18 protein-coding genes are annotated in these 19,822 nt (G+C 58.5%); 17 read left to right on the top strand and 1 reads right to left on the bottom strand.

Translation table 11 applies throughout. The features are described from left to right. The first annotated feature begins 60 nt into the window (after positions 1-60). The 17 genes from nrdI to F5897_RS01585 all read left to right on the top strand — a co-directional run bounded on the left by nrdI (position 61) and on the right by F5897_RS01585 (position 18,092). Complete coding sequence (gene nrdI, locus F5897_RS01665) at positions 61-492, top strand: class Ib ribonucleoside-diphosphate reductase assembly flavoprotein NrdI (RefSeq protein WP_124824954.1); 432 nt, start codon at positions 61-63, stop codon at positions 490-492. Beyond that, positions 447-2,603, top strand: coding sequence for a class 1b ribonucleoside-diphosphate reductase subunit alpha (gene nrdE, locus F5897_RS01660; RefSeq protein ID WP_281375767.1), 2,157 nt, complete (start codon positions 447-449; stop codon positions 2,601-2,603). Before nrdI ends, nrdE begins: the two co-directional genes overlap by 46 nt. 100 nt (positions 2,604-2,703) lie before the next feature. Further along, on the top strand, positions 2,704-3,684 hold the full coding sequence (nrdF, locus tag F5897_RS01655) for a class 1b ribonucleoside-diphosphate reductase subunit beta (RefSeq protein ID WP_124824953.1): 981 nt from the start codon (positions 2,704-2,706) through the stop codon (positions 3,682-3,684). Positions 3,685-3,921: 237 nt separating this feature from the next. Further along, positions 3,922-4,317: a hypothetical protein gene (locus F5897_RS01650; RefSeq protein WP_183304254.1), complete on the top strand. Its 396-nt coding sequence runs from the start codon at positions 3,922-3,924 to the stop codon at positions 4,315-4,317. Positions 4,318-4,433: 116 nt separating this feature from the next. Beyond that, on the top strand, positions 4,434-4,889 hold the full coding sequence (locus F5897_RS01645; RefSeq protein WP_183304253.1) for an excisionase family DNA-binding protein: 456 nt from the start codon (positions 4,434-4,436) through the stop codon (positions 4,887-4,889). A 168-nt stretch (positions 4,890-5,057) separates the two neighbouring features. Then, entirely contained in the window at positions 5,058-6,305 is a 1,248-nt protein-coding gene (locus F5897_RS01640; protein ID WP_183304252.1) for a Fic family protein, read from the top strand. 99 nt (positions 6,306-6,404) lie between these two features. Continuing rightward, positions 6,405-7,259 carry a hypothetical protein gene (locus F5897_RS01635; protein WP_183304251.1) on the top strand — a complete coding sequence of 285 codons (855 nt, stop codon included), beginning with the start codon at positions 6,405-6,407 and terminating at the stop codon, positions 7,257-7,259. An 11-nt stretch (positions 7,260-7,270) separates the two neighbouring features. Next, on the top strand, positions 7,271-7,516 hold the full coding sequence (locus F5897_RS01630; RefSeq protein WP_183304250.1) for a DUF2997 domain-containing protein: 246 nt from the start codon (positions 7,271-7,273) through the stop codon (positions 7,514-7,516). Beyond that, entirely contained in the window at positions 7,513-8,055 is a 543-nt protein-coding gene (locus F5897_RS01625; protein ID WP_183304249.1) for a hypothetical protein, read from the top strand. Before F5897_RS01630 ends, F5897_RS01625 begins: the two co-directional genes overlap by 4 nt. Further along, positions 8,056-9,111, top strand: coding sequence for a ComEA family DNA-binding protein (locus F5897_RS01620; protein WP_183304248.1), 1,056 nt, complete (start codon positions 8,056-8,058; stop codon positions 9,109-9,111). After that, entirely contained in the window at positions 9,104-10,777 is a 1,674-nt protein-coding gene (locus F5897_RS01615; RefSeq protein WP_124824946.1) for an AAA family ATPase, read from the top strand. The genes F5897_RS01620 and F5897_RS01615 overlap by 8 nt, the downstream gene beginning before the upstream one ends. 31 nt (positions 10,778-10,808) lie before the next feature. Further along, the gene (locus tag F5897_RS01610; RefSeq protein ID WP_246332188.1) at positions 10,809-11,531 is read left to right on the top strand and encodes a 4Fe-4S single cluster domain-containing protein; all 723 of its coding nucleotides are present in this window, start codon (positions 10,809-10,811) and stop codon (positions 11,529-11,531) included. 114 nt (positions 11,532-11,645) lie between these two features. Then, positions 11,646-12,725 carry an NADH:flavin oxidoreductase/NADH oxidase gene (locus tag F5897_RS01605; RefSeq protein ID WP_343048732.1) on the top strand — a complete coding sequence of 360 codons (1,080 nt, stop codon included), beginning with the start codon at positions 11,646-11,648 and terminating at the stop codon, positions 12,723-12,725. A 32-nt stretch (positions 12,726-12,757) separates the two neighbouring features. Then, positions 12,758-13,519: a LamB/YcsF family protein gene (locus F5897_RS01600; protein WP_124824943.1), complete on the top strand. Its 762-nt coding sequence runs from the start codon at positions 12,758-12,760 to the stop codon at positions 13,517-13,519. Positions 13,520-13,541: 22 nt separating this feature from the next. After that, positions 13,542-15,350 (top strand): carboxyltransferase domain-containing protein, encoded by a 1,809-nt coding sequence (locus tag F5897_RS01595; protein WP_183304247.1) that lies wholly within the window; start codon positions 13,542-13,544, stop codon positions 15,348-15,350. Then, complete coding sequence (locus tag F5897_RS01590; protein ID WP_183304246.1) at positions 15,347-16,843, top strand: biotin carboxylase N-terminal domain-containing protein; 1,497 nt, start codon at positions 15,347-15,349, stop codon at positions 16,841-16,843. Before F5897_RS01595 ends, F5897_RS01590 begins: the two co-directional genes overlap by 4 nt. A 163-nt stretch (positions 16,844-17,006) precedes the next feature. Beyond that, positions 17,007-18,092 carry a zinc-dependent alcohol dehydrogenase family protein gene (locus tag F5897_RS01585; RefSeq protein WP_124824940.1) on the top strand — a complete coding sequence of 362 codons (1,086 nt, stop codon included), beginning with the start codon at positions 17,007-17,009 and terminating at the stop codon, positions 18,090-18,092. Between the two features lie 95 nt (positions 18,093-18,187). On the opposite strand, the gene F5897_RS01580 is transcribed toward F5897_RS01585, so the two are convergent. After that, positions 18,188-19,495 (bottom strand): D-alanyl-D-alanine carboxypeptidase family protein, encoded by a 1,308-nt coding sequence (locus F5897_RS01580; protein WP_183304245.1) that lies wholly within the window; start codon positions 19,493-19,495, stop codon positions 18,188-18,190. Between the last annotated feature and the right edge of the window lie 327 nt (positions 19,496-19,822).

Genomic DNA, 19,822 nt, shown 5'->3' with positions numbered 1-19,822 from the left:
CCGGAACCCCGCTTGCGCGGGGTTCTTGTCATAAAATCCATCCGGTAAAGGCAGGACACCGTGGGAAGCATCGTATATTTCTCAAGTGTTTCCGGTAACACTCACCGCTTTATTGAAAAGCTGGGGTTGCCGGCACAGCGGATTCCGTTGCGCCGCACAGATGCGCAGTTGCAAATCACTGAGCCCTACGTCCTGATCTTGCCGACATACGGCGGCGGCCCGGATACTAAAGCGGTCCCGAAACAGGTCATTAAATTCCTCAACGACGCACACAACCGTGGTTTACTACGCGGGGTGATTGTTGCGGGCAATACCAACTTCGGGGAAGCCTACGGCTTAGCGGGTGAGATTGTAGCCCGCAAATGCCAGGTACCGCTGCTTTACAAATTTGAACTCTTTGGAACACCAGAAGACGTAGTACGCGTCAAACAGGGATTGGAACGGTTTTGGAAACAACAGCAACCCAGCCAGGGCACGACTCTTCACGCGTGAGCGAAACTGACTATCACGCGCTAAATGCCATGCTGAATCTGTATGATGCAGACGGCAAAATTCAGTTTGATAAAGACCGCGAAGCGGCCCGACAGTACTTCTTGCAGCATGTTAACCAGAACACCGTTTTCTTCCACGACTTTGATGAGCGGCTGCGTTTCTTGATTGAAAACGAGTACTACGAGGCTGCGGTGCTGGAGCAGTACCCACGCGGTTTCGTAGAGGAGCTCACCAACTACGCTTACAGCCTGAAGTTCCGCTTCCCGACCTTCCTGGGCGCGTTTAAGTTCTTCACCTCCTACGCGTTGAAAACCTTCGACGGGAAGCGCTACCTGGAGCGCTTCGAGGACCGCGTGGTCATGGTCGCGATCGCGCTGGCGCAGGGCGACCAGGAGCAGGCAAAACGCTACGTTGAAGAAATCATCTCTGGTCGTTTCCAGCCGGCAACCCCAACCTTCCTCAACGCCGGCAAGGCACAGCGTGGTGAGTTTGTGTCTTGCTTCCTGCTGCGGATTGAAGACAACATGGAGTCAATCTCCCGTGGCATCAACTCTTCGCTGCAGCTTTCAAAGCGCGGCGGCGGCGTTGCTCTGCTATTGAGCAACCTGCGCGAAACCGGTGCCCCAATCAAGAAGATTCAAAACCAGTCATCCGGCATCATCCCGGTGATGAAACTTTTGGAAGACAGCTTCAGCTACGCAAACCAGCTCGGTGCGCGGCAGGGCGCTGGCGCGGTGTACCTCTCAGCGCACCACCCAGACATCCTTAACTTCCTCGACACGAAGCGTGAAAACGCGGACGAGAAGATCCGCATTAAAACCCTGTCGCTTGGCGTTGTGGTGCCAGATATTACCTTCGAACTGGCTAAAAAGGGTGAGGATATGTACCTCTTCTCACCTTACGATGTGGAGCGTATCTACGGTGTGCCTTTCGCAGACATCTCAGTAACCGAGAAATACTACGAGATGGTTGATAACCCGAAGATTCGCAAGAGTAAGATTAATGCGCGGCAGTTCTTCCAGACAATCGCAGAGCTGCAGTTTGAATCGGGCTACCCATACATCGTGTTCGAAGACACCGTGAACCGCGAAAACCCAATCGCGGGCCGCATCAACATGTCTAACCTGTGCTCTGAGATTCTGCAGGTAAACACCCCAACCACCTACAACGACGACCTCAGCTACAACGAGATTGGCAAAGACATCTCTTGCAACCTGGGCTCCATGAATATTGCCAAAATGATGGATGGCCCAGACTTTAGTGGCAGCGTAGAGGCCGCGATTCGGGCGCTCACCGCGGTCAGCGACATGAGCCACATCAGCTCTGTGCGCTCCATCGAAGATGGTAACGATAAATCACACGCCATCGGCCTGGGGCAGATGAACCTGCACGGCTTCCTGGCGCGTGAGCGGATTTTTTACGGCTCTGAAGAGGGCGTAGACTTCACCAACATCTACTTCTACACAATCCTGTTCCACGCCCTGAAAGCGTCAAACAAGATTGCGATTGAGCGAGGCACCGCGTTTGAAGGCTTCGAAAACTCTAAATACGCTTCCGGTGAGTTCTTTAAGAAGTACATAGAGCAGCCGTGGGAGCCGGCAACCGCTAAGGTCCGGGAGCTGTTTGAGCGCTCCGGCATCGCTATCCCAACCCAGCAGGACTGGGAAGAGCTGAAGGCCAGCGTGATGGCGCACGGCATCTACAACCAGAACCTGCAGGCGGTGCCACCTACCGGCTCAATCTCGTACATTAACAACTCGACCAGCTCGATCCACCCTATTGCATCGAAGATCGAGATCCGTAAAGAGGGCAAGCTGGGCCGTGTTTACTACCCGGCTCCGTACCTCACCAACGACAACCTGGAATACTACCAGGACGCCTACGAAATCGGGCCAGAAAAGATCATCGACACCTACGCTGCAGCGACTCAGCACGTGGATCAGGGTCTGTCGCTAACCCTTTTCTTCCCGGACACCGCAACCACCCGCGATGTCAACCGCGCACAGATTTACGCATGGCGTAAAGGCATCAAAACCATCTACTATATCCGACTGCGACAGATGGCGCTTGAGGGCACCGAGGTTGAAGGCTGCGTCAGCTGCATGCTGTAAGGCGTGCGGGGGTGGATCAGCCCTCGCGGCCTTGCCTCACCGGCGCCGCAACTGAGACGCTAAGCTAAAAGAAACAACGCGATTTGAAGGACACAGAGCAATGACACCGCATGAGCCACTGCCGCTTGTTGAAAACGTGCAGGCGATTAACTGGAACCGCATCGAAGACGAAAAAGACGTTGAGGTGTGGAACCGCCTTGTGAACAACTTCTGGCTGCCAGAAAAGGTGCCGCTGTCTAACGACCTGCAGTCATGGAACACCCTGACCGCGGAAGAAAAGCAGCTCACCATGCGGGTCTTCACCGGGCTCACCCTGCTTGACACAATCCAGGGCACAGTCGGTGCGGTGTCGCTGATTCCAGACGCGATTACCCCACACGAGGAAGCCGTGTACACCAATATTGCCTTTATGGAGTCGGTGCACGCCAAGAGCTACTCCTCAATCTTCTCAACCCTGTGCTCAACCACCGAGATTGATGAAGCATTCCGGTGGTCAGTAGAAAACGAAAACCTGCAGAAAAAAGCGCAGATTATCGTTAGCTACTACCACGGGGATGACCCGCTGAAGCGGAAGGTTGCCTCCACTTTGCTAGAGTCATTCCTGTTCTACTCCGGGTTCTACCTGCCAATGTACTGGTCAAGCCGGGCAAAGCTGACCAACACTGCTGACCTGATCCGCCTCATCATCCGCGATGAAGCAGTGCACGGTTACTACATCGGGTACAAGTTCCAGAAGGGGCTTGAAAACGCCAGCGAAGAGCGCAAGCAGGAACTGAAAGATTACACCTTCGGGCTGCTCTATGATCTCTACGAAAACGAGATTAAATACACCCAGGATCTTTACGATTCCGTAGGGCTCACCGAAGACGTTAAGAAATTCCTGCACTACAACGCTAACAAAGCGCTGATGAACCTCGGCTACGAGCCGATGTTCCCGTCAAGCGTCACCGATGTGAACCCGGCTATCCTGTCAGCGCTGTCACCAAACGCAGACGAAAACCACGACTTCTTCAGTGGCTCCGGGTCTTCATACGTCATCGGTAAAGCCGAAGCCACCGAAGACGAGGACTGGGATTTCTAGTTCCTGAAGGGGTGTTGTGACTGAGCAGACATATCGAGTCTTGCTGGACGCTAACATTTTATATAGCCGAACGCTGCGCGACTGGATATGCCTGCTCAGTTATGAGACCGAAAACCATTTTTCCAGCTCTGCAGCTCAGAGGATATTATCATCGAGGCGGGGTATCACTGGCGGAAAACACACCCGGACAAGAGCGGATTTGCGCAAGAGCAAATCTTCAATGGGATCCGTGGGGCAATGTATGAAGTTGCTTCCAGATACGGTACAGACAAGCCGCCAAAGTATCCTGATCCGGGTGATTATCATGTGCATTCAGCAGCTGTAGCATGCGAGGTAGACGCATTGGTTACAGCTGACAAGAATCTGCTGGAATATGCCCAATCATCGTATGGTGACGAGCTGCCATATGAAACTTTAACTGCGGATGAGTTCTTAATGCAGCTAACTGAGTATGTTCCGCTGTCAGTGTTTGTGAAAGTTTTCACTGACCAGGAAGAATACTGGAGCAACCCCAAAAATAACCGCAAGCTTGACGCTGAAGGGGTCGATTTGCCCCGTGCTTTGGTCAAAGCGGGTGCACCTAACTTTGCCGAATTCGTGCGCCGCAGAGTCATTCCTGAGTTGCGAGATTAGGTTTAAAGTTCCACGGCAGGGTTTGTGTTCCATGCGGAACTTGATACGATTAAGTGCAATAAGTGAAACACAATAAACTTATTGCACTTAATCTATTGCGTGGCTGAAGGAAAATCATGACTGCCGTCGAACTGTTAGAGAGGGCTACTGTAAAGGCTCCGCTTGCTGCCGTTAAAGAGGCAGAGCGGATTATGCAGAGCGCTGAGCGTGAACCGGATATTTCAATCCAACTCAGTGTTAATGGCGCTGCTGCGAAACAAATTGGAGAAGAGCTGCAAAAAGTTATCACAGATGCTTTGCGTATTATCAGCAAGGGTGAAACTCCAAAGATTATTGCGGAACCGGCAGACCTGACAACGACTGTGGCGGCGAAGAGAATTGGAGTTTCTCGGCCCGTGCTGATGAAGCTAATTAGGGAGGGCGAGATTAAGTCACACAAGGTGGGCTCTCATCATCGCATTAGTGTCGCTGAAGCTGATGCTTTCCGCAGCAAAATGCTGCAGCAGCGAGCAGCTGAACAGCGAGCCGCATTTGAGAGGCTGCGTAACCTAGAGAGCGAACTGGATCTGTAGCGTAATTTCAGCTTCACTAGGGGCGCTGGCGAGGGCAGATTACTGGCGCTAGCGCAACGCCATAAGTGTTGGTAGCAGCAAGAGCTTACTAACACTTATGACGTTAAGTGTTGGTAACGCGGGACTTTACCGACATTTATGCTCCTTATCTGTCGTTATAGTTGCCTTATGAGAATAACTGTTGATGGGCTTAGAGTGCCGGTTGAACCCGTCTCATGGCAGGAACTGTCGTGGGAACCGTGCACGCCAGAGCCGCGTTTAGACCGAGATGTCGCGAGTCAAGCAGGCAGCTACCGGGCAGCGATTCCAGCCAAAATTAGCGATATGCGGTTACAGCTGTCGGAAAGCGACGCCGCTGTTGTGGATTACGCGCTACGCAGCCTTTACATCTTTGACGGGTATGTGGCATTGAACCTTGTAAGCTTCCGTGGAATGCTTGAGCCGGCGGAGGCGATTATGTTACGTGCGGAAGCCTATTTTAGCTCGCAGCTTGAGCAGCTCAAAACTACTCCTAAGCAGCTTTTTTGGGAGGAGCTGACGCCAGGCATTGACAGCACCGCTGCTGCGGTTGTTGGCAACTTGCGGGCAATGGAAATCGCCCAGCAGTTATCGCACACAATCAGTGTAGAAAACATTCTGAGCATACACCACGCGTTGCTGCACCAGCAGACTGCAATTGAGCCAGAGTTCGTCGGGCAATTTAGAAAACAGCAGGTGTGGATCGGCCCCGACAATTCCAGCCCGCTCACCGCTGATTTTATACCTCCGCATCACGATCTTGTAGCTTCTGCGATGACAGATTTGCTGGAGTTTATGCGGCGAGACGATCTGCCACTTGTGGCACAGTGTGCAATTGCCCACGCGCAGTTTGAAACAATCCACCCATTTGCTGACGGTAACGGTAGGGTGGGCAGAGCGCTAATGTATCTATTTCTGCGGCACAAAGGTGTTGTTAAGCGGACCACGGTTGCGCTCTCTGGTGGGCTGTTATTAGACAAAGCTGAATATTTTGCCGCTCTCGACAGCTATCGTGCTGGTGATGCCGGGCCAATTATTAGAGTCTTCGCACGGGCAGTTGACTCTGCTTCATGTATTAATAATGGATTGGTGCATAGGCTCCGGGGCACTTATGCTTTTATGAGACATTGGCTTACCGGGGTGAGACGTGATGCGACGGTGTGGCAGTTATTGCCGGAATTGATAGAACAGCCTGTTCTTAACAGCGTCTCTCTACGAGAAAAAACAGGCCTTAGTGAGAGGGCGGTTTTGCGTGCCTTAAAAACTCTGACCGAGACGGGCTTGCTGACGGAGATAACTGGAAAATCTCGTAATCGTATTTGGATGAACCGCAGCTTGTTTGACGATTTTAAATACCTAGAACGGGCTATGGATCGTCGGATAGCTGGGCTCTTTTAATGTCTACCATACTGGCAAAAACTAATGGGTGAAGTGCGGTATTTGTTGCATAAACGGTATTACGCCCTAAAATAACGCATCACGCTATAAAATCAAATTATGACCATCAACCCTATCAACCAGCGGGTGCAGCGCTTCTCTATTGTTTTAAGCAGCGCTGTCGGTATCGTATTAGCGGCGCTGGTTGCCGGGCAATTGGTTTTTTTCGGGCGGATTTTCCCGTGGTATGTGCAAACTGCTGAAATGGCCGCGCAGCTCGCCGCCGAGCGGAAACTCGCCGCGGAAACCGCGGAGATAATCGATGACACCACCTACAGCGGCGACACGCATCGCGAAGTAGTGCCGTTAAGCGCGGAGGTGAAGGGCGCGGAGCTTTTGCAAATCACGCTGCTGGAGTCGGCTGATGACACCGTCAGCTTGCATATCTACGAGGATGAAGCGAGATCGAAAACTTCAAGATTTACGCAGTCAATGTCACTCGCTCCGAATCGCAACTTGCTGGTGCTAAGAATGCTGCCGGGAGAATTGCTGACGGTATATGGGTCCAGCTGGAAAATCAAAGTTGAGCCGGTTGCGGCTCTTAAACCACAAACTGTTTTTGAGAATCTGCCCATTTACGCTGAATGGCAAAGCTCCGGGACGGGGTCTTTCTACTATTACGGCCCGGGAGAATATCTTGAGGTGCAGCTCGCTGATGCGGCAGGTGAGACAATTGCCTACTGCGCCGCGGGTGGCTGCTATTATAACTCCGATGAAGGCAACGGGGTAGGGATTTACCTTGGCGAATACACATCCGATCACAACAGCTACACCGCCGGGCAGGTGCGGGGAATTGTTGTGACCGTGCACGCGAGGCCCGGGCAAACCTGGCGCGCCTGGGTGCAAGATTCTGACTATGATGAACGGGACGCTGCAATACAACAAGAAATTGAGCGGCAGCGCACAGCGCAATAGAGGAGAAAGAAATGACTAGCCCCCAAGTCATAATAACTGTGGCGCAAGACGGCACTGTGCAAGCAAAAACCATGGGTGTCACCGGGCCAGACTGTCTTGACTATGTTGCAATGTTGGAAGATTTGCTTGCCGCAACCACCGTTACCTCAGAGTTCACCGCCGACTATCAGCGTAGTGTCACCGCGGCAAGTCATAACTACGCAGTCGCCACCACCGCGTCCGGCCAGGAGGTCACCGAGCAGGAGGTTGCAGAATGAGCGTGTCGCTATTCTTGGTGCCGATGGCACTAACCGTGACCGCCGGGGTGATGACCACACACAAAACCCAGCAGGCAAAAGAGAAAATCACCGACAGCGCGGTTACTTCACAGCCGGTGCACGAAACTAACTCCCCTGAGACAACGGTGTTGCAGGTGCAGACCAGAATGCGCGACACCGGGTTGCTGGTACGGGCTTTCTCCGAGCTCGGCGCAACCGTTCACGAAGCGGCGGAGGACATGGTGGTGGCTGAGCTGCAGCACACCCTTTTCACAATGCAGCGCGACAGCACCGGAGTGTGGGCAGCACACGCGGAGGCGGTAGCTGTGGGGCGCGGCCGGCAACGGCAGGTGACCGCGGAGACGGCGGCTGAAATGTTACGGCAACTAGATGCCACATACGGCAGACTCGTGCAGCAGGCAGTGGTGGAGCGGATCCACGCCCAAGCGGCAAACGTGGGGATGCAGGTGAGTTCGCAAACGGTGGAGGAAGATCAGAGCATCCGCATAGTGTTAGACACGGTGAGTGTGGAATCGTAAATGGCACACAGCACCGCAGCTCAAAAAACATCGCGCAAAACAGCGCAGAACCCGCCGGAAACCCCGCCGGTAGGGTGGATGCTGCGTCGCAGTATGTGGATTCTGCCGGCGCTATTGGGGCTTGGCTATCTCAGTTTTGTGTCGTATTTTTGGCTCGCCAAAAAATGGAACAGCGTCGGTCTGCGGGGCATGGCGCTGGTGCTGCTGGGCCTGAGCTTGCTTTACCTGCCTTTGACTTTCTTTGACTATGAAGCAGCTGAAACTCCGGCTATGCATTTGCTGTTGTGGATCGGCCCAACGCTTTTGGGGCTCTACCTGAATCCTGCATATTTGCGTAGCACCTGGCGGCAAGAAGTGCTTGGGCAAGATGTCGCGACGGTAGCCGCACCGCTGTGGTTGCGACTGCGTAACATTAGTGACAATGACTTAAGCGGCGCTGATGTCGATAGCGGTAGCATCCCGCAGCGAGGCCGGAAAGGGCCGCGCCCGACGCAGCAGCGAGCGGCACAAAATGGTGACGTGCGAGATCAGGGTTACACTTTCCCGCCGTTGCCGGCAGATGAGCCATGGCAGCAGCCGGAATCTTGGCGCCGCACTGCACCGCGCCCGGAACCGCGCTATCGCAGCTGGGATGAGATTGATACCCAGCGTACTTTCGGCACCGTGGGGTTGGTGAATCTTGCCACCGCGACCGTGGATGAGCTAGAGGTGCTGCCGTTTATCAGCAGGTCGCGCGCCGAGCAGCTGGTGGCGCTGCGTGACCGTGGTCGGCTGCGGGATATCACCGATGTGATTGCGGCGCTGCAGCTGCAGCCGCACGAGGCCGCCCAGATCCGCGCCCGCCTCGCATTCGGGCAGCCTACTGGTGCAAATTCGCACACCGGCGCTGCGGCAAGCGGCGTGACACAGGGCGGCGCACAGTCCGGCACCGCGCGCGCCGCCGGTAAGACTGCGCGGCGTGGCCGCAAACAAACTTCTGCCCGCACCCCGGCAGGGCAGCAACCCAAGCCGGCGGCATCCGAGCCGCCGCGACAAGGAAGGATCCTCGATGTCTGAGCAGTCACGTTTCCGCAGGGAGCTTGCCCAGCTGATTAAAGCCCGCTTTCCGGTGCTGTTGATTGAAACACACGAGGAGCAGCGGGTGCTGCGTGAGATTACCGCGGTTGCAACCGATGCTGCCGCGGTGCGCACCCCGCGAAAAATCTACCGCTGGTCGCTCACTGACGGGCTGCTCGACAGCGACAACAGCCCCATCGGGCACACCAAAACCCCGCTCGACGCGCTGACTGAGATTCTGCAGCGACAAACCGAGGCCGCGGTTTTTGTGTTTGTGGATCTGCACGCCTCACTCGGTGATCAGCGGCGCCCTGCTGACCCCACTGTGGTGCGTGCGATTCGTGACATCGCGGCTGCTTTCCAAAACGGCGAGGTGGCACGCACCCTGGTGATGGTGGCGCCGAGCGTGGAGCTGCCCATCGATCTGCAAAAAGACGTCACTATTGTGGATTTCCCGCTGCCGGAAGCTGCCCAAATCGGGGAGGCGCTGGACGGCATCATCGCCGCCAATGCGCACTCGGGGCGGATCGCTATTGACCTCCCGGAGGCCGACCGGGAGCGTCTAATTGACGCGGCGCGTGGTTTAACGTTGCAAGAAACCGAAAACGCTATCGCCCTGGCGATTGTGGAAGACGGTAAACTCAGCGCCAAAGACGTCGATATTATCACCGCGGAAAAGCAGCAAACTATTCGCAAATCCGGGATGCTGGAGTTTGTTGATGCACAAATTAACCTGGAGGATGTGGGGGGTTTGACGAACCTGAAGCGGTGGCTTGGCAAACGCAAAAACTCGTGGATGGCGGAGGCCGCAGCCTATGGCCTGCCGGCGCCGCGCGGGGTTTTGATTACCGGCGTGCCGGGCTGCGGTAAGTCGCTGACCGCGAAGGCGGTAGCGTCGGCCTGGCAGCTGCCGTTATTGCGTTTTGATATCGGGAAGGTGTTTTCGGGGCTGGTCGGATCCAGCGAACAGAATATGCGCACCGCGATTCAAGCGGCCGAAGCTGTGTCACCGTGTGTGCTGTGGATCGATGAGATTGAGAAGGGCTTCTCAGGAGTGATGCAGTCGCATGATTCAGGCACATCGTCGCGTGTTTTTGGCTCCTTCCTGACCTGGATGCAGGAAAAGAAAGCCCCGGTTTTTGTTATCGCAACCGCCAACAACATTGACGTGCTGCCGCCGGAGCTGCTGCGCAAGGGACGTTTTGATGAGATTTTCTTTGTGGATCTGCCCACCGCCGTGGAGCGTGACGTGATCTGGCGGCTGCACCTTGGCAAGCGGCTCGCGAACCCCAAGGTGCTGCACGACATTGATATTAACGAGAACTTAACCGAGCTGGTGAACCTCAGCAAGGGGTGGTCTGGTGCGGAGATTGAGCAGGCCGTGGTGGCCGCGATGTTTGACTCTTACACCGGGCAGCGCAAGCTCACGATGGAGGATCTGCGGCACGCCGCCGACACTATGGTGCCGCTCGCGGTGACACAGCCGGAGCAGATCGCGAAACTGCGCGCCTGGGCAGATGAGCGGGCAGTTGCGGCAACCTCGCGGGAAGATCGCGCTGGTTACGCTACCGCGGCGGAGTCTGCTACCGCGGCGCCGCTGCAAGATACCGCGGCGAAGGCGCAGCGTAGTGATGAGTCGCGCGGCGGGCGAATCGTAGACTTTTAATGACTGCGACTTTTAATGACTGCGACATTCAATGACTGAGCTGCCGTTCCCCAGACTACGGCAAGACGGGGCGCCGCCGCTGATGCGGGCTGCGCCGGCGGCGGGAGCTGAGCAAACCCCGGCGATGGGGCAGCCGCCGCTGATTCGGGTTGCCCGGGTGGTGCCGGAAACGGTTGCCGAGGGGCCCGGCACACGGTTTGCGGTGTGGGTGCAGGGGTGTACAATCCGCTGCCCGGGCTGTTTCAACCCGCAGTACTGGACAAGCCGCGGCGGTAAGCTGATGAGCGCGGCCGAGCTGTTTGCTGAGATTCCGCAGCAGCAGGTGGAGGGCGTGACTTTGCTCGGCGGGGAACCGTTTGAGCAGGCTGCGGCGCTGGCGCCGTTTGCACGGCTGGTGCAGCAGGCGGGACTGTCGGTGATGAGCTTCACGGGGTACATGCTGCAGCAACTACGCCAGCGCGCCGCCGCGGGCGACACCGCCACCGCGCAGCTCCTGGAAGCAACCGATCTGCTAATCGACGGGCCTTTTGTGCAGGAGCAGCTCGATCATGAGCGCCCTTGGGTGGGGTCACGCAATCAGGGCTTTCACACCCTGACTCCGCGCTATCAACACCTGCAGGGATCCTGGAGCGAAACCCCAGATCGACTTGAGATTACGGTGGCGACTGACGGGCGCGTCGCGGTTAATGGCTGGGCCGATGCGGAAGCTCTGGATGCGCTGTTTGCAGAGATGCGCCGCGCCAAGGAAGGCTAAAATTGGGAGCATCGCAGCGCCTCACCGCTGCTGTATCCCGGGCTGCGGCAGCTTGAAGCAGAGCGTGCATGAGATAATTTTGCTACTAATACTATTCGGGGAAAGGCGACCACTGTGAGTATTTCGGCTGCGCCACCGCACCTGTTCAGTCCGCTGCGATTGCGGGGTTTAACCGCACCTAACCGCCTGTGGGTTGCGCCGCTGTGTCAGTATTCAGCGGTGGATGGCTTTGTCACCGACTGGCAAACTGTGCATTTGGGATCTTTCGCGGTGGGGCGCGCCGGGTTGATTATCGCCGAGGCGACCGCCGTGGTGCCGGAGGGGCGCATCACCCCGCATGATGCCGGTATTTGGAGTGACGAGCACGCCGCAGCCTGGAGCCGGGTGCTGAGCTTTACCGCGGAACAGGGCGTTCCCGTGGTGGTGCAGCTGGCGCACGCCGGCCGCAAAGCCGCGGTGCGGGCGCCGCACGAAGGCACCGGGCCGGGGCCGGCGCTGCAGGGCGGCTGGGAAACGGTGGCGCCATCTGCGGTGGCGTTTGAGCCGCTGCCGGTGCCGCGAGAGCTCACCGTGGCGGAAATCAAGCAGCTGCAGCAAGACTTTGTTGCCGCGGCTTTGCGCGCTGTTAAAGTGGGGTTCGCCGGGGTTGAGTTGCACGCCGCCCACGGCTATCTGCTGCACGAGTTTTTGTCGCCGCTAACCAATCACCGCACTGACCAGTACGGCGGTTCTTTCGCTAATCGCAGCCGTTTCCTGCTGGAGCTCACTGCGCAGGTGCGTGCGGCGCTGCCGGCTGACTATCCGCTGTTTGTGCGGCTTTCTGCCAGCGACTGGGTGCCTGGCGGCTGGGATATCGCTGAGACTGTGCAGCTGTGCCGGGAATTAGAAGCCCTCGGTGTAGACTTCTTAGACATTTCCTCTGGCGGGAATGATCCACACCAGCAAATCAATATCGGGCCAGGCTACCAGCTGCATTTTGCGCGGGCGGTGCGTGAAGCGGTGCAGATTCCGGTGGGGTGTGTGGGGCTGATCACCACGCCGCAGCAAGCGCAGCAGGCGTTGCAGGATGGCACCGCGGATGTGGTTTTGGCGGGCCGCCAGTTTATGCGCGAGCCGAGTTTTGCGTTGCGGGCTGCGCACGAACTGGGGCAAGAAATTAGCTGGCCGCGACAGTATCGGGCAGCGCGGCGATAGCGCTGGTTGAGGTATGAGCTGAGGGAAAAGCGATGCTGAGTCTTGACCTGAACAGTGATCTCGGTGAAAACAGTCCCGAGCGGCCGGTTGCTGACGACGCCGCGATGCTGGATTTAGTAACCAGCGCCAACGTGTCGTGCGGGCAGCACGCGGGCACCCCGCTCGGCATCAAAGACACCCTCGCGGCCGCTGCTGAGCGCGGGGTTGTGGTCGGTGCGCACCCCGGCTACCGCGACTACGCCAATTTTGGGCGCCGCGAGCTGCAGCTGAGTGCACGGGAGCTGCAGGCAGAGGTGGAATACCAGCTGGGGGCGCTGCTGGGTTTGGCGGCAAGCGTTGGGGTGCCGGTGCGATATGTGAAACCGCACGGTGCGCTTTACAATACGATTGCGGCAGATGCGACGCAGGCGCGCGTGGTGGCTGCGGCGGTGCGGGCGGTGGATCCGCGTCTCGTGGTGTTGGGTCTTGCCGGCAGTGCGGGGCTGCGTGAGTGTGACCGGGCGGGTCTCACGGTTGCGGCAGAGGCTTTCGCGGATCGCGCCTACACCGCGGCAGGAACCCTAGTGCCGCGCGGCACTCCGGGAGCGGTTTTGAGTGACCCGGAGCGGGTTGCGGAGCAGATGCTGCAGCTGGTGACCACGGGCACGGTTACGGCGCTTGACGGGAGCACCGTGGCGGTGCGGGCGGATTCGGTGTGTGTGCACGGCGACAGTCCGGCAGCGGTGCAGCTTACCGCCACGCTTAGAAAGCGACTGGCGGCGGCCGGAGTGAGCTTCAAGCCGTTTGTGAGCTAGTCAGGTTGGGAATGCGATTACCGTGAGTGGACAAAACAGCGCCGCAGCCGGGGCACCGCAGCGGATTCTGCCGTGCGGCGAGACCGCGTTGCTTTTGGAGTATGTGGATCTGCCCGCCGCCCTCGCGCACTACGAGGCTTTAGCGGCGGCCCAGCTTCCGGGTGTGCTGGAGTTAGTGCCGGCGGCACGGACGGTGCTGGTGTTGTTTGATCCGGGATCCACCACCCTGCAAGCACTGCTCGCAGCGATTCGGGGCACTGCCGCGGCGACTGGCGGAACGCAGCGGGAGGGCCGTGAGGTGGTGCTCGATGTGGTTTACGATGGCGCTGATTTGCGGGAAGCTGCTGCCGCGACGGGGTGCAGTGTCGCGGAGCTGGTGCGCTGGCATGAGCAGAGCGAGTGGCGGGCGGCTTTTGCGGGTTTTGCGCCGGGTTTTGTGTACTGCATTAACACCACGCAGCCGTGGCAGTTTCCGCGGCGTGACACTCCGCGGCCGCGGATTCCGGCGGGCGCGGTTGCGGTTGCAGGAGAGTTCGGGGCGGTGTATCCGCGACAGTCTCCCGGGGGATGGCAGCTGCTCGGCACAACCACCGCTGAGCTGTGGGATACTGGGCGCGAGCAGCCGGCGCTGCTGCAGCCGGGAGATCGGGTGCGGTATCGGGCGGTGCGGGCTGCGATTGTGGCGGGTGCGGCGGCCGCACAAACCCGGCGCGCCTCGGGGCAGCGGGCAGAACAGGCTGAACGGGCCGAAATGCAGCGGGCCGCTGCTGAGCAAGCCGAGATCCAGGCGGTAGCCGCGACGCAAGCCAGCGCGACAGAAACCGCTGCACAAGGGGTTTTTGAAGTGGTGCGCCCGGGGCTGCAGTTACTATTGCAGGATGCGGGGCGCCCGGGCTATCGCGGGCTCGGGGTCGGTGCTGCGGGAGCCGCTGACCTGCCGCGGTTACGAGCGGCAAACCAGGCAGTCGGCAACGATCCGCACGCCCTTGCCCTGGAGGTGACAGTCGGCGGCGCGCTGCTTCGCGTGAAGGTGCGCACCCTGGTGAGCTGGGCGGGAGATGACACCGCGGCGATGCTGCTGCGTCATGACACCCCTGCAACGCCGGAGCGGTTAGCGCCCGGGCGCGCGTACACTGTGGAGCCGGGCGACGAGCTGGAAATTGCCGTGTTCACCGCGGGGCTGCGGGGGTATTTGGCGGTGCGCGGCGGGTTTCGGGCGGCGCGGCTGTTGGGCAGCGCGGCGACAGACACGCTGGCGGGGCTTGGCCCGGCACCTTTGCAGGCAGGGGATTTTGTGGCGGTGGCGGATCCACCAGCCGCAGGAATTGTTGCACCGGTAAAAAGTGCCCTGCCAGAGCTACCCCGAGCCGGGGAGACTGTGGTTTTGCAAGCCGTGTTGGGGCCGCGTGATGACTGGTTTACCGCCGCCGCGATAGCTGATTTTGCGGCGCAGAGCTGGGAGGTCACCGCTGCGGCTGACCGGGTTGGGGTGCGGCTGCGGGGCAAGACTGCGCTTGAGCGGCGACTGGTGCAGGAGCTGCCGAGTGAGGGAGTTGTGGCGGGCGCGATTCAGGTGCCAGCTGACGGGCAGCCGGTGGTATTTTTGGCGGATCATCCTGTCACCGGCGGGTACCCCGTGGTGGCGGTGCTGACTCCTGCCGGGCTGGCGCTGGCGGCGCAGTTGGCGCCGGGGATGCGGGTGCGCTTTGAGCTAGTGCCTGCTGCTGCCGTGGGTGCGTCGGAGTCGGGCGCGGGGGTGCCGGGGAGGATCGCGCAGGAGCAAGTGCCGAACACCGCAGCCACTGAGTTAGGTGCGGAGGTGACGCAATGAGTAGCACGCATCAGGGATCTGTGTCGCACAGCAGTGCAGCGGAGCTTGGTGAGACAACGGCACATCGCGGGAGGTTGCTGGTTGCCGCGCGCGGGTTTGCGGCGGCGCAGCTGTTGCGTGCCAGCCGCGGTGCTGGGTGGCAGCCGGTTGCGGTTTACGCGGACCCAGATTTTGACAGTCTGCCGGTGCGTCAGGCGGATTTCGCGGTGGCGGTGCCGGGAACCACTGCGGCTGAAACTTATGAGAATCCGGTTGCGGTTGTTGCCGCGGCGGTGCGCGCTGAGTGCCAGGCGATTCACCCGGGCTTTGGGGAGTTAAGGCATAACTTGCAGCTGCGACAGCTGGCTCAGATTGCTGGGATTAAGGTGCTGTGGCAGGGTGCTGCCGCAGCAGAGCCACTGTCACAAGGTTTTGCTGCGACGGAGGCGCTGCCGCGAGGCGCCGCCGCGCCGGAGTCTCTGTCAGACAGTGGCGCCCCTGCTCCAGGCGGGAGTATGGTGCCGAGTTACACCGGTGTGGCTTTTGTGCGCAACCAAGAGGTGTGGTTGCTGGGTGCCGCACAAAACCTGGTGGCCGTGCGCCGCGAGGTGCTGCTGGCGCTGAGCATGGCTGATTTGAGCTCTGTTTTTAGCGCCACACAGCTAGATGCGCTGCGGGCTGCCGTGGCTAAGCAGTGTGTGAAGCAGCAGCTAACGGGTTTTGTAGCCTTCGATTTTGAGCCGACCGCAGCCGATGTTGCGGAGCCGCGAATCTCGCAGGTTAGTGCTGGACTGCCCGCTACTCACAGTGTTTTTAGCGCAGCGCTGGGCGTAGATTTGTTGCGGTTGGCGCTGCAAGACGTGGCCGCTGCCAGGGGTGAGGTTGCGGCGGTTCTGGCGGCAAAGGTTGCGGCGGTGGATCCGCGCGCGGCGGCGGTGACCTGCCGGGTGCTGGCTGCTGATGCTAGTTTGGGCTTCGCACCGCAGCACGGCGAGCTCATCGCTGTGGCGCCTCCGGCCGGGCCGGGCACCACCTGGGAGCCGGGCTATGCCAGCGGTGACCAGGTGCCGTGGGATTGCGACGGGGTGCTTGCCGCCGTTACGGTGCGGGGTGTGGATCGCGTGGCCGCGTGGCAACAGCTGGCGGCTGCGCTACGGGGCACAGTTTTGCGTGGGGTGCCGACAACTGCTTCGGTAACGGCTGCGCTTGCGGCGGAGTTGGCGGGCGGGGCGCGAGAGTCCCTGCGCGCGGGTGTGGCCCAGGTCACAGCTGCAGCTCCGGCAGCCGCGTCGCAGCAGCTAGAACTGCTAAAACGGCTGCAGCAACTTGCGATTTCGCAGCAGCTGGTAGCTCCGCAGCTGCGTCCCGCGCTGCTGCCGGAGCGAGGCCTGATACGCGACACTGTGCGAGTTGGTGGGCGAGAGTTCACGGTGGGATTGCCGGATGCCGTGACCCCCGCGACGCTCGCTGTGATTGCTGCGATTGCGGCAAACACCAGTGCAAACTCTGGCTAAAGCAGCTTAACTCCGCCTAATATGGGGTATGCAGACATTAATGAGAATAATATCTATTATCAAATAGATAAGCAATTGCTAATATGTGCGGCGTTTGTGTTGTGCCGGGGGTAAAACCAGTTTATTCTGTAGGTGTCAATGTTAGACAATCGAAGGAGAAGTCATGACTGAAACCATGCGTGCGATTACCTACTACGGCGATCACGATGTGCGTTTTGAAGAGCGTCCAAAGCCGCAGATTATTGACCCAACCGACGCCATTGTGCGCGTCACCAAGACCACAATTTGCGGCACCGACCTCGGTATCTACAAGGGTAAAAACCCAGAGATTGAGGCCACTGCGCTTGAGAAAACTGGCGAGTGGAATGGTCGAATTCTGGGTCACGAGGGCATCGGCATCGTGGAGCAGGTTGGCGACAGCGTCACCAACATTAAGGTTGGCGACAAGGTGATTATTTCTTGTATCTCCCGCTGCGGCTCTTGCGATAACTGCCAGAAGCAACTGTATGCGCACTGCCGCAACGGCGGTGGGTGGATTATGGGTTACATGATCGACGGCACCCAGGCAGAATACGTGCGTACCCCGTTTGCTGACAACTCACTCTACAAACTTCCAGAAGACCTCAATGAGGATGTTGCAGTGTTCCTCTCAGACGCACTTCCAACCGGTCACGAAATTGGAGTGCAGCGCGGTCAGGTAGCGCCGGGTAAAGATGTGCTGATTGTGGGTGCGGGCCCGGTTGGAATGGGTGCACTGCTCACCGCGCAGTTCTATTCACCGGCATCAATTATTGTCGCTGACATGAACGAAAATCGCCTCGAAATGGCTAAAGCTATGGGTGCCACTCACGTGGTAAATCCTGCTAAAGAGGATTTGCAGGCGGTAATTGCAGAGGTGACGGCCGGTCGCGGCGTAGACACTGCAATTGAAGCCGTCGGTTTGCCAGCTACCTGGGATATGTGCGCGGCAAGCGTGAAAGAGGGAGGCAATGTTGCGGTTGTTGGCGTGCACGGCAAGCCAGTAGAAATGGAGCTGCAGAAGCTGTGGATTCGCAACCTCACAATTACCACCGGTTTGGTGAGTGCAAATACCACCGGAATGCTGCTTAAAGCCGTGCAAAATACGGCTGTTCCAATTGAAAACCTTGCCACTCACCATTTCACCTGGGACGAGTTTGAAAAAGCTTGGGATGTATTCATTAATGCAGACGAGCACAAGTCAATGAAAGTTATTATCGACGCTGCTTAAACAGTTGAGGCGCTGATGAAGTCAGCGCAGCGAAAACCTCGCGGTGCGGTCCGAACTAGTTTAGTCCGGGCCGCGCCGTTTGTTTCCTGGTGAAGCTACTCACCTGTTAACTCCGCAAGCCACCATTTGAAAACCACCGGGTGGGTAATCCGCCACCATAAATCTGGCTCGGTGATAGGCTCGGCTGTGACGACGGCGACCTGTGCGAGCTCCGCAGTTTCGGTCCCTGCGGTGATCGCGCCGTGAGCAGTGACGGTGCCCAGCTGGGTGCCGGCCGGCACGGCGGCGGTTACCGGTTCGAGCGCGGCGTCTAGGCTCGGCTGCGCCGAAGGTAACAGTTCTGCGGTGAGGGGAGCGGCGGTGACCAGGGTCACGGTGTCTCCCTGCCAGGTTTCGATTGTGCCGACGGGTTGGTCCGCAGCTACCAGGGTGTCTGAGCTGTGGCGCATCAGTGATGCCAGTAACAGGCGGCTGTCTGCATCGCGCTGTTCCTTGTTGGGGCGCTGCAGCACCACGGTGATGGCGGTGTAGGGGGCGTCTTGGTGGGTGCCGGCGGCCGCCGCAAGAAGGTTGTAGTATCCCTCGTCGCGGGTGCCGGTTTTGATGCCGCGATTATCGGGATTGTTACTGAAAGGGTTGGTGTTTTGGAAGGTTCCGATGCCCGGAATTGTCACTTCAGTTTTGCGAATCACGGCAGCCACGGTGGGGTGCTCGAGAGCTATTTGCCCGAGTCTGATGAGGTCGGCGGTGGTTGCCCTGTTGGCAGGGTTCAGCCCGCTGGCATCAGCAATTTCAGTGTCGGTGAGGCCGTGGCGCTGCAGCCAGTCGCTTGCCGCAGCGAGAAACTGGGCGTCTGACCCAAAAACTTCGCGGGAGTAAATCACCGCGTAATTATTTGCGGAGGCGAGCAGGGTGGCGTCGAGCAGCTCGGCTGCGGTGACGGTGCTGCCCTGCGGGGTTGGTGCAACAACGCCGTCAAGCTCCGCGATTTCTGCGGTTAGTTGCTCGTCTGCGGCATCGAAGGTGTGCGTGAAATTGTGCTGCGGCAGCGGTGCTTGCTCCAGGCAAACCAGCGCCGTGACGATTTTCGTGATGCTCGCGATCGAGTGTTTTTCGGAGTCGTTGCTGCGGATTTGCGGATCATGCAAGTATCCCACCGCGCTCGGGTGCGGGAGATTAGCCAGCACCTGCTCGACGTTCGCGGCGCTGCTAGGAGCGAGGTGTGGGTTGAGCTCGGCGATAGCCGGTTGCAGCTGCGGCAGCGGTGCGGTCGCGGCTAAGCCGCCGTAGGTGCCGACGAAGCCGCACCCGGCAAGCAGCACTCCCAGCAGTGCCCGGCCACGGCGCCGTTTACGTTGCGGCTGTTCCGGTGCAGTTGTGGTGTGTTTTGTTGGTGCGGCCATGCCTTAATTTTAGTGCCGCTGCTGTGATTACTGTTGGCACTGCCAATTGTTAAGACTGCTGCTCGCGCGGCTTGTGCTGTTTTGCGGCGCGCCCGAGCTGCGAGGCGACACGGACATCTAACAGTAATTTGCTTTAGTGGGTTTGGAAGGGAGAAAGCACGGCGGCGTGATCCACACCTCATAAATAATTAGACGAAGTCGGGTTTTAATGGCGCTGCACAGGGGGATGTGGAATAATCATCTGTTGATACTAAGTTGCATGTTAGAATCATCTGATTTACCCGTAAGCTTGTGAACAAAGGAAAGAATATGCGAAAAAGGTCAGCG

Source organism: Canibacter oris (assembly GCF_014197205.1).
Lineage (GTDB): Bacteria > Actinomycetota > Actinomycetes > Actinomycetales > Microbacteriaceae > Canibacter > Canibacter oris.
Note: the sequence above shows the minus strand (reverse complement) of the source record. Positions and strands in the feature narration are given on the sequence as shown.